This is a genomic window from Photorhabdus sp. P32 (assembly GCF_038085095.1).
Classification (GTDB): Bacteria; Pseudomonadota; Gammaproteobacteria; order Enterobacterales; family Enterobacteriaceae; genus Photorhabdus; species Photorhabdus luminescens.
Genome location: NZ_JAZGJN010000169.1, coordinates 1 through 8829 on the forward strand (window position 1 = coordinate 1; position 8829 = coordinate 8829).

The 8829-nt window shown below is 42.6% G+C and carries 7 protein-coding genes and 1 pseudogene; 1 reads left to right on the plus strand and 7 read right to left on the minus strand.

Features of this window, described 5'->3' with window-relative positions; translation table 11 throughout:
* Positions 1-62: 62 nt before the first annotated feature.
* On the plus strand, positions 63-335 hold the full coding sequence (locus tag V2H77_RS01590; RefSeq protein ID WP_341497403.1) for a contractile injection system protein, VgrG/Pvc8 family: 273 nt from the start codon (positions 63-65) through the stop codon (positions 333-335).
* Here the strand turns inward: V2H77_RS01590 and V2H77_RS01595 are convergent.
* The 7 genes and pseudogenes from V2H77_RS01595 to V2H77_RS01625 all read right to left on the minus strand — a co-directional run.
* A pseudogene (locus V2H77_RS01595) lies at positions 282-458 on the minus strand (hypothetical protein); the annotation flags it as partial. The gene V2H77_RS01590 and the pseudogene V2H77_RS01595 overlap by 54 nt on opposite strands.
* A gap of 493 nt (positions 459-951) precedes the next feature.
* Positions 952-2466 carry an MFS transporter gene (locus V2H77_RS01600; RefSeq protein WP_341497397.1) on the minus strand — a complete coding sequence of 505 codons (1515 nt, stop codon included), beginning with the start codon at positions 2464-2466 and terminating at the stop codon, positions 952-954.
* Between the two features lie 51 nt (positions 2467-2517).
* Positions 2518-3123 carry a DUF1062 domain-containing protein gene (locus V2H77_RS01605; RefSeq protein ID WP_341497398.1) on the minus strand — a complete coding sequence of 202 codons (606 nt, stop codon included), beginning with the start codon at positions 3121-3123 and terminating at the stop codon, positions 2518-2520.
* Between the two features lie 481 nt (positions 3124-3604).
* Entirely contained in the window at positions 3605-4903 is a 1299-nt protein-coding gene (locus V2H77_RS01610) for a type II toxin-antitoxin system HipA family toxin (RefSeq protein ID WP_341497399.1), read from the minus strand.
* 3 nt (positions 4904-4906) lie between these two features.
* Complete coding sequence (locus V2H77_RS01615; RefSeq protein WP_445935446.1) at positions 4907-5122, minus strand: helix-turn-helix domain-containing protein; 216 nt, start codon at positions 5120-5122, stop codon at positions 4907-4909.
* Between the two features lie 229 nt (positions 5123-5351).
* Positions 5352-6134 carry a ribonuclease T2 family protein gene (locus tag V2H77_RS01620; RefSeq protein WP_341497401.1) on the minus strand — a complete coding sequence of 261 codons (783 nt, stop codon included), beginning with the start codon at positions 6132-6134 and terminating at the stop codon, positions 5352-5354.
* An 88-nt stretch (positions 6135-6222) separates the two neighbouring features.
* Positions 6223-8178: a bifunctional 2',3'-cyclic-nucleotide 2'-phosphodiesterase/3'-nucleotidase gene (locus V2H77_RS01625; RefSeq protein WP_341497402.1), complete on the minus strand. Its 1956-nt coding sequence runs from the start codon at positions 8176-8178 to the stop codon at positions 6223-6225.
* Between the last annotated feature and the right edge of the window lie 651 nt (positions 8179-8829).

An 8829-nucleotide genomic window follows, 5' to 3' on the forward strand; every position in this document is an offset into this window, starting at 1 on the left:
TTCAGGTATCGCAATTTACCTTGCAGGAAGAGCTATCACAGCTTTTTAGCCTGACATTAAAGGTGGCGAGTTCACGTGACGATATTCCCCTGAATGAACAACTGGGTTGCCGTGCATCCTTGACTATTACCCGTAATGACGTGGCCGAACGGACCATTTATGGGTTGATAACCGGGGCTGAACAGGGTAATACCGACGGCCGTCGCACTTTTTATATTTTCACTATCCGCCCCGGTTATCAACCCATAAATGGTCCGTTCGGCCACGTCATTACGGGTAATAGTCAAGGATGCACGGCAACCCAGTTGTTCATTCAGGGGAATATCGTCACGTGAACTCGCCACCTTTAATGTCAGGCTAAAAAGCTGTGATAGCTCTTCCTGCAAGGTAAATTGCGATACCTGAAAAGTTGTTTGAGATAGTGCGCCAATTCGGCAGGTGAAAACTAATCCATCCATATTTGAAACCCTACATCATTATTGAACTATGATCCTGAAACGGGGATAACGCCAGAGGCTATTAAACACGTCATCACATGTTGTTCTTTTAAATAGCGCCGGCCTGTTCCGCGGTAAAAAAATGACAGCGTAAAACAGCCATCATTTAATATGTGGCGTTAGCGAGAACAATAGACCGCGTCCAACTGAGTAGGATGGAGTGGAGACAAATAACAGAGAATTTAGCTCTCTCAATGTTATGACCACAAGATCACGATATTTATCATACGAACATAAAAAAAACGTGACAAATATCACACAAAATGGCGAATTAATCGCGATTAATGTATGGAATGAATAAAAAATAGGGTCACTGGGTTGAATATTAAGGCGAAACCCAAGCGTATCCATGAAACTAAATGAGTAAGGGAACTCGCAAAAACGCGGTTCCCTTATTCAACCATTTAGCTTCCTATTAAGAAACGACTGGCGCAATCGATCCTATTCACCTATTTCACTGACGATGAATCGCGGCATGAGATGCATCACTCAGCGAAGAGCGGCGGAAATTGAACCACACCAGCGCAGCCATCATCAGGAGAAACAGGGAGGCAGCGCCCATCACAGAAAAAACAGCATCGTCGAACGCTGACTTAGCAAGGCTGACCAACGCTTGCCCCGCATCCGGCGCCATATCTTTTGCCGCAATCAGCGCCCCATCGATACCATCTTTAGCAGCATCGTAGACTGGAGAATCCACTGGAATATCAATGAAATAGCTATAGATGAATGACATAATGCTACCCATGATCGCAATACCCAATCCACCACCTAATTCATAGGAAACTTCTTCAACGGACGCCGCCATACCTGCCCGATTTGGCGGCGCAGCCTGCATGATCGTACTGGACGCCGCGGTCATTGTTGCTCCAAGACACATCCCGAGCGCAAAAAAGCAAACTATCTGCAAAGGTAGAGGCGTTGAAAAACTCGCCATGAGCGCCAGTATGGCAACGGCATACATCAGCAACGAGGTTATGAGGAATCGCGCACCCCCTAAACGAGGAAGAACCCAACCACTCACAGGACTTGCAACAATCGCGCCCAATGAGAATGGCAGAAAATAGAGCCCAGATTGCAAAGGGGTTAATGACAATACCAGTTGCAAACGCTGGCTTAACACCAAATTAAGACCCATTAAACAGGAGGAAGCCACCAGCCCTGCGATAACCGCGGATGAGAAAGCCGGACTTTTGAACAGGTCAAAATCAATCAACGGATGCGCACTGCGTTTTTGCCGTCGAATGAACAGCGCCAGAAAACCTATCGTCAGGGTGGAAGTTATCAATATCCCGATATAAGAGGGCTGCCGTTTGGCAAATTCTTTGATGGCATAAGCGAAGCTTATCAAGACAACCATGATCTGCAATGAGCCAATAAGATCCCACGGATGAGACGAATCTGTTTTCGCCGTTGGGACAAACAACCACGACAGAATGAGTGTCAAAATCACCAAAGGAACGTTGATCAGAAACACTGATCCCCACCAAAAATATTCAAGCAATAAGCCGCCAATCAGAGGGCCTATTGCCGCGCCGCCAGAGGCAACCGCCGTCCAGATCCCAATGGCAAATGATTTCTCATCTTCATCTTCGAATGTCAAAGCGATAATCGACAATGTGGCAGGCATCATGATTGCCGCTCCAACCCCTAATAATGCCCGAGAAACAACCAACATCTCCGGCGAATAAGAGTAGGCGGCCGCCAAGGATGAGAACCCGAAGATGATGAGACCGTAAACAAACAACCGTTTATGCCCAATGCGATCTCCCAAGGTACCCGCCCCTAGCAACAACCCAGAGACAATAAGAGGATAGATATTTACTATCCATAACTTTTCCGTTGTATTCGCCCCCAAACTGTGGGTCAGACTCGGTAACGCGGTATATAACACTGTCATATCGATAGCAACCAGCGATAACGCGACTGAAACAGCAGTGAGCACCCACCATTTCTTTATCGTATTCATTTCATTCATCCATTCTTACTGCTATGTCATCTTCAGAAAACCCGGTGTCAATCAGATGCAATGATTATCATACTCTTGCAATAAATCATTAACGTTAACGCTAAGAGTGATATCACATTTCAACTTTTTATTTAATTCCGTTTCGGCTACTCCCTGAATAGTGCCTTGAGCAACGAGTCTAACCACTCGACTACGTGACAATACAAGCTTTTTGGTCAAGATTGAGATCAATCTGATAGGAATAGGATATTCAAGCTGTATTGTGATCTCCGCCGCTGGAATTTGAGCGATGTCCTGAAGCTCTTTACCTTCGACAATAAAGTCAGGAACAGCGCCGAATTCAACTCTATTTTTTACCAATATGTAATAATCAAAAGCATATCTCCGTATTTCATCTTGATCATTACGCAAAAACCGTTCATATAAATTGCTCTCCAATTTGCTGACATGAATCCTGGAAAAAATATCAATATTCCAAGTGTAATCACACTTTTCACATTTATAGATGCTCCACACATCTAAAACTTTTTTTTGCGCATTAATCCTAAAAGTGCCGGCTGGATAAAACTCCTTTTTTACTTTACAGCCAGGACAACGTTTCAAAATGGTCTGATAACTTACAGGTCTTACTAACCAGATAACATTTCTATTTGTCATATATAGATCAACATTTAAATTGATTAAGTTAATTACGGCTAAATTAGTCAATTTCAGATCTAATTTTGCTAATATTCTATAACATCAGATCTTGAAACCTTTTATCAATTAGTTGCTTAAATAACATTGATGTTTATATTTTGCAGGCATCGATACAGTACACAGCATTCAGATAACAGAAGAGAGAGAGAATGGCCTTGACGTGAATTGCCGTAAGCCTATAATTTCCCTGAAAGGAAGGGATTATTTTACCAAGCTATTTAATATCATTAATGATTTCAATTAATATTTTCGCTACTTTTTTCATAAAACAAAAATATCACGGAAGAAAAAAAGAATGAAACCCAAAGACTAGAAATAAAAAGATTAATATTGCACCCTATAGAGAGAATAAGGATTAAATACAAATTCGAGGTACATTCCCTTAGTGGGAAATTGTTCATTATCTTACGGGGAGCACACCATCTTTCCTGTAACTGATTTATCCAGCACGGAGTTTTTTAGCCTGCTTATCAAGCCCCTCAAAGATAGGTTCGCTAATGTTACTTGGGAAGTCCTTGGGCAATTCACGCGCAACTTGGTCGATTACAGCTCCTGACATTTCCCCCATCCGCGTCATCAGACTTTCTGCTGTCTCAGTAGAAAATTCAACATGCTGAGCGGTAGATGAAAAATGACGAGGCTGGATATAAGCCCAGTTATATTGGCGATTCTTTCCTCGTAGCGCCATTGCCATTTTGGCCTTCTTCGGTGCTATACCCTTCGTCGCAAAAATAGGGTAAGCCGACAACACATCATAAAGTGGCGTCATCTTATACGCTGATTCAGGCTGAATGAATATACTGAAATTTTTACCATGACCATCAATCGCCGCCAACAGCCAGAACAGAATCTGAGACTTGAAGAACGTCTCTCTGTCCTGAGTTGGTTGTAGCGAACCGAGTAGCAGTCTCATGGCGTCTGCAATGCCAGGTCCACCATCCGACTCATATTTGAGTGCCGGAGCAATACCCAGAGCCTGGCAAAGATCTTCCTGAGGAAGGCGCATTAACCAACTCCCATCAGATGACCATCGGCGGTCGAAGCGTTCAATAATCAATACTTTCAACTTTCCGAAGGTTGCCAATTCGACATTAGCCACAGGGAGACCAAATGCCTTGGCAATCTTTAGGCAAAGCCATTCGTTTTCACAGCTTTCGCTGAGATCAATATTGTTCTGTTCAATCCTACCAATTGGCAGTTTGAAGATATGACTCGTGGGTGTGCTTCCCCGGGGGCGCTGCCAACATCCCTGATGCCAGAGGAGAGCGGTTTTTTCTTGAGCTCCGGCTAATGAGATCCTGAAATCATCTCGCTCTGTCATTCCCAACGGGGCGCTTTGATACCCTTCTAGCAGCTCGGTAATCGCATCATCATTGAGCGGTTCACCAACCATATTACTGACGGAAGGGATATTTGCTCCCTCAGGATAAAGCTGAATGGCCCCTACACAATCCCTTCCCACACTAGCCAATAGATCGAAAGGATGCTTGCTTTGTACCTTAAACCGCGCCTGTATCCTGGCAATAACCACATCCGAATCTGGTAATAGGTTATCGAAGAAGTTGAATACCTCTTTGCCCCCATATCGTTGGGAGCTAAGAGGGATTGAAAGTGAGATGGCGCGAGCGCCATCCAAAAGCAGCCACTCATCTTTGTACTGAAATGACATCGCGCCAGCACCATCACGAAATAGCGTTCCTACCTCAAAACCATTAAGCGCAACTGTTAACGCCTTCATCGATTACCACTCCTCTTTCCAACCAGAACCTGTTCTTGGCGGACTTCCACGCTCCGACACACGTAGCTCCAATTCCAGCGCGGAGAGTAACTTGAACAATGTCTCTATCTTACTGCCCTCTGGATACTTCTCGAACCCCGATACAGTGCTCTGTTTCATGCCGACCCGATCAGCCGTTTCCCGCTGAGTCAACTTGCTTTTTTTGCGGGCCTCTCTCATTGCAAGCGCGAGCATCTTTGGTGATGTGATCTTCATAATTATCCCCTATGACGGATAAATACAAACATATACCCTGTAGGGGATAAACTCAAGTTTATCCCCTATAAAGGATAAAAAAGAAAATATCCCCTGAAAGGGATATATCGGCTATTAAGAGAGGGTAAACCTGACCCACGCTACCGTAGGTCAGGCACATCACTGTGATCTTCTTTTATAGAAAGAAAAACCATCACAACTCACGCTTTGGACAATCAATCACATCGAAATTTTTGCTGTAGCAAATGTAAAATTCATCACGATTGATCTGAATGGTTTTCCCCTTCAACGATGGGTTATTTTTCTGGAGGAATTTAATTAACTGTTCATTAGATGGACGATTACTCGGTAATACCAACTCATCGAACAGTTCCTGCTGTTTACTGAAAAATTGATCTGGCGTTGCAAACGCGCAAACACCATGTTTTTCCCACTCAGCTTGTAACAGATCCGCCCCTGGAGAAGCACAGAGATAAGGTTCAATCACCTGATAATCCAGTTGTGGCAAATCCCCTTTGCAAAGACGTGGATGTTTGCGAACATCAGACCAATCACGGCACTGCGCCATTGATTTACCGTTGCAGGTTTGCGCCCATAAGCCGTGAATTACCCAACTAAATTTGTTTTCGGAGAAGCATTGCAATTCAAATTTTTCATATTCACGCTGCGCCTCAGCAAGTTTGTTGCTCTTTTTCAGTTTGTTAATATTCTTTTCTTTACTCTTACAAAATGCGGGAGAATAACTAATAGCCAGTTTGAAGTAATCTGTCGATGCGGTTGCATTCTGACCATAACGGTCACTTTTAGCAACGTAGTCATAATCTTTCGGCTCAGTCACAGGTAAGATACAAGATGCCCCCCCTTCCAATGTTATTCGAGACTCTAACAAGTCAGTCACTTTTGTTACTTCTGGTTGCTTCGCACAGCCAACAACCAGCAAAACGAATATTGCTGATAATAAATTAAAAAAACGCATCTTAATTCCTTATGGGAAATTATTTCCCTGTTGATGGTAAACAAACAAAAAACCTGCCCAAATTAGGGCAGGAGGCGAACAATTAAAATTATTTTTTTTCAGTCAGATCAATTTGATACACAGCAAAACCGATATCATCATTTTCCAGATATTTCATCGGGTATTGGGAAAACTCTTTGATGAATTTTGCCGCTTTCTCACTTGGAGATGTTTCAAAACGGATATCCAGTTTCTTATCAGTTTTGATTGGCACAATCGACCAGTTACGCTCGGCTTTGGTCGTTACCATTCCTTGCTGTTTAGACATTCTGACAATGTAAGCAACCAAAACAGCACGGTTCTCATCCGGTGAAGCAAATGCGATGTGATCTTCGCCTGTACCGGCAAATTTACCGCCATAGGCGCGGTAGTTATTGGTAGCAATGAGAAATTTCGCTTGAGGATCGATTGGTTTACCTTGGTAAGTCAGCTCCTTGATACGGTTCGCCCCTTGATTGACAATCTGGCAATCAACGTCATATTTAGCAGGCTGAGTCAGATCAATCTTATAATTCACACCACTAATCATGTCGAAGTTATAAGTACGGAAGCCGCTCCAATTCAACAGATACTGCGGCTGAGTTGAATTTGGATCAATCTGGTTATACATACCGGCCGAACACTCCAGCCATTCAAGCACATCAGCGCCGGTGACTTTCACAACCGCCAGCGTATTGGAATAGAGATACAAATCTGCTGCATTACGGAAAGTTAAATCGCCTTTTTCAACTTCAACAAACTCTGCGGGCGCATTTTTACGCCCACCAACTTTGAATGGCGCCGCAGCGGCCAGAACAGGAATATCTGCTAAATCAGGATCACCCTGAATAAAACGCCGGGCGTAATCTGCTTGTGCATCATTCACGATTTGCACTGTCGGGTCATTTTGAATCAAAGCCAGATAGCTATACATATTGGCAGACGCTTTGCCAATCAATTTACCCATAAATCCCAGAGTTCCTTGATGGGCTTTATCGATAATTTTTGCTAACTCACTATCACGCTCAACCAGCGCCTTTTTATTTATTTTGTCATAAATCGGGCGCGCTTCTGCTTTTGCCTGCGTCACTTTCCATGCTCCACCCTCGTTGTTGATAACCATATCAACAACACCTAAATGATCGCCCCATTGGCCAGGCATAACGGCCGGAATACCGTTAACCGTACCTTTGGCAACATCAACGCCTTTAATGTCGGCAAATTCTTGACTTGGGAATACCCCATGCGAGTGACCAAACATAATCGCATCAATGCCTTTAACTTCACTCAGGTAATAAACCGAGTTCTCGGCCATTGCTTTATAAGGCTTCCTGGAAAAGCCGGAGTGAGGAATAGCAATAATCAAATCTGCCCCCGCTTTTTTCATTTGAGGAACAAATTTTTTCGCAGTTTCAGTAATATCGTTAACGACAACCTTTCCATTCAGATTGACCTTATCCCAGATAACAATCTGGGGAGGTACAAAGCCGATATAACCAATCTTGATGGTATGATTTTTACCCTCCCGATCTTTTACCGGCGTATCAACAATGATATAGGGGGTGAAATAGTTCTTACCGGTTTTCGCATCCATGATGTTGGCATTGATATAAGGGAACTTCGCACCCGCAATAGCTTTTTTCAGATAATCCAAACCAAAGTTAAACTCGTGATTACCAAAGTTACCCACGGTATAACCCATTGTATTCATTAACTGATGTGCTGGATGAACTTCTCCTTTTTTAAGCCCTTTCGCTGCCGCGTAATCCGCCAATGGGCTACCTTGAATCAGGTCGCCGTTATCAACCAAAATGGTATTGGAAGCTTCTGCTTTAGCCGCTTTAATTAAGCTCGCTGTGCGTACCAAACCAAATTGTTCTGTAGGCTTATCCTTAAAGTAATCAAAATCAATCAGGTTACTGTGAACATCAGATGTTTCCATTACCCGCAAATCAACTGTTGCAGCATGGGCATTGCATGCGACCAATAAGGCTAATGTGGAGACTTTCAACACATTGTTAACCATTTCACACCTCTTTTTTAGGTAATTTAGGAGAACTCAAAATCAACTCTCCTTATCACTGTCAACTTACAAGTACAGATGAGCGTCGGTTTCCACAATCATCCGTTGTTATTTTTCATAAGCTGGATTGTCGCTGTTTTCGCCATCATATGCCGCTTCAGCAAACAAACGCAGACTATTGTACTGAGAAATTGTTAAACGTTTATCTCAACCAACAAGATAAATCTGTTTTTTTGTAGTTAGGGTCTTTTCATTTTTAACACGCAAAAGAGTTACCCTCAGACATACCACCTTGCCAGGATCTCGCCTCTTCTATAACACAAGCATGACAAAATCTGCTCTTTAGCCGCCTTCATCAGCATTAAATTTCAGTTAAGTTAGAATAAAATACCTATAATACTTCGTATTTAATTATTAGCTTTATTTCTGAACAAAAATCTCGCTATTCAATTGAACCGGTAAAATATTCAGGCTAATAAATACGCCTCATAACATTACCGTATAAAGCACAATTGTTAACAAATTGTAAATATTTTTATGCAATCAATTATCATCCATATTATGGTCTCCTTATATAAATGTTTATGGTATTTAACTATAAAATAACCGTTAATTTAGGTTATAATGATTGAACTCTTTTAATTAAAAAAGAAC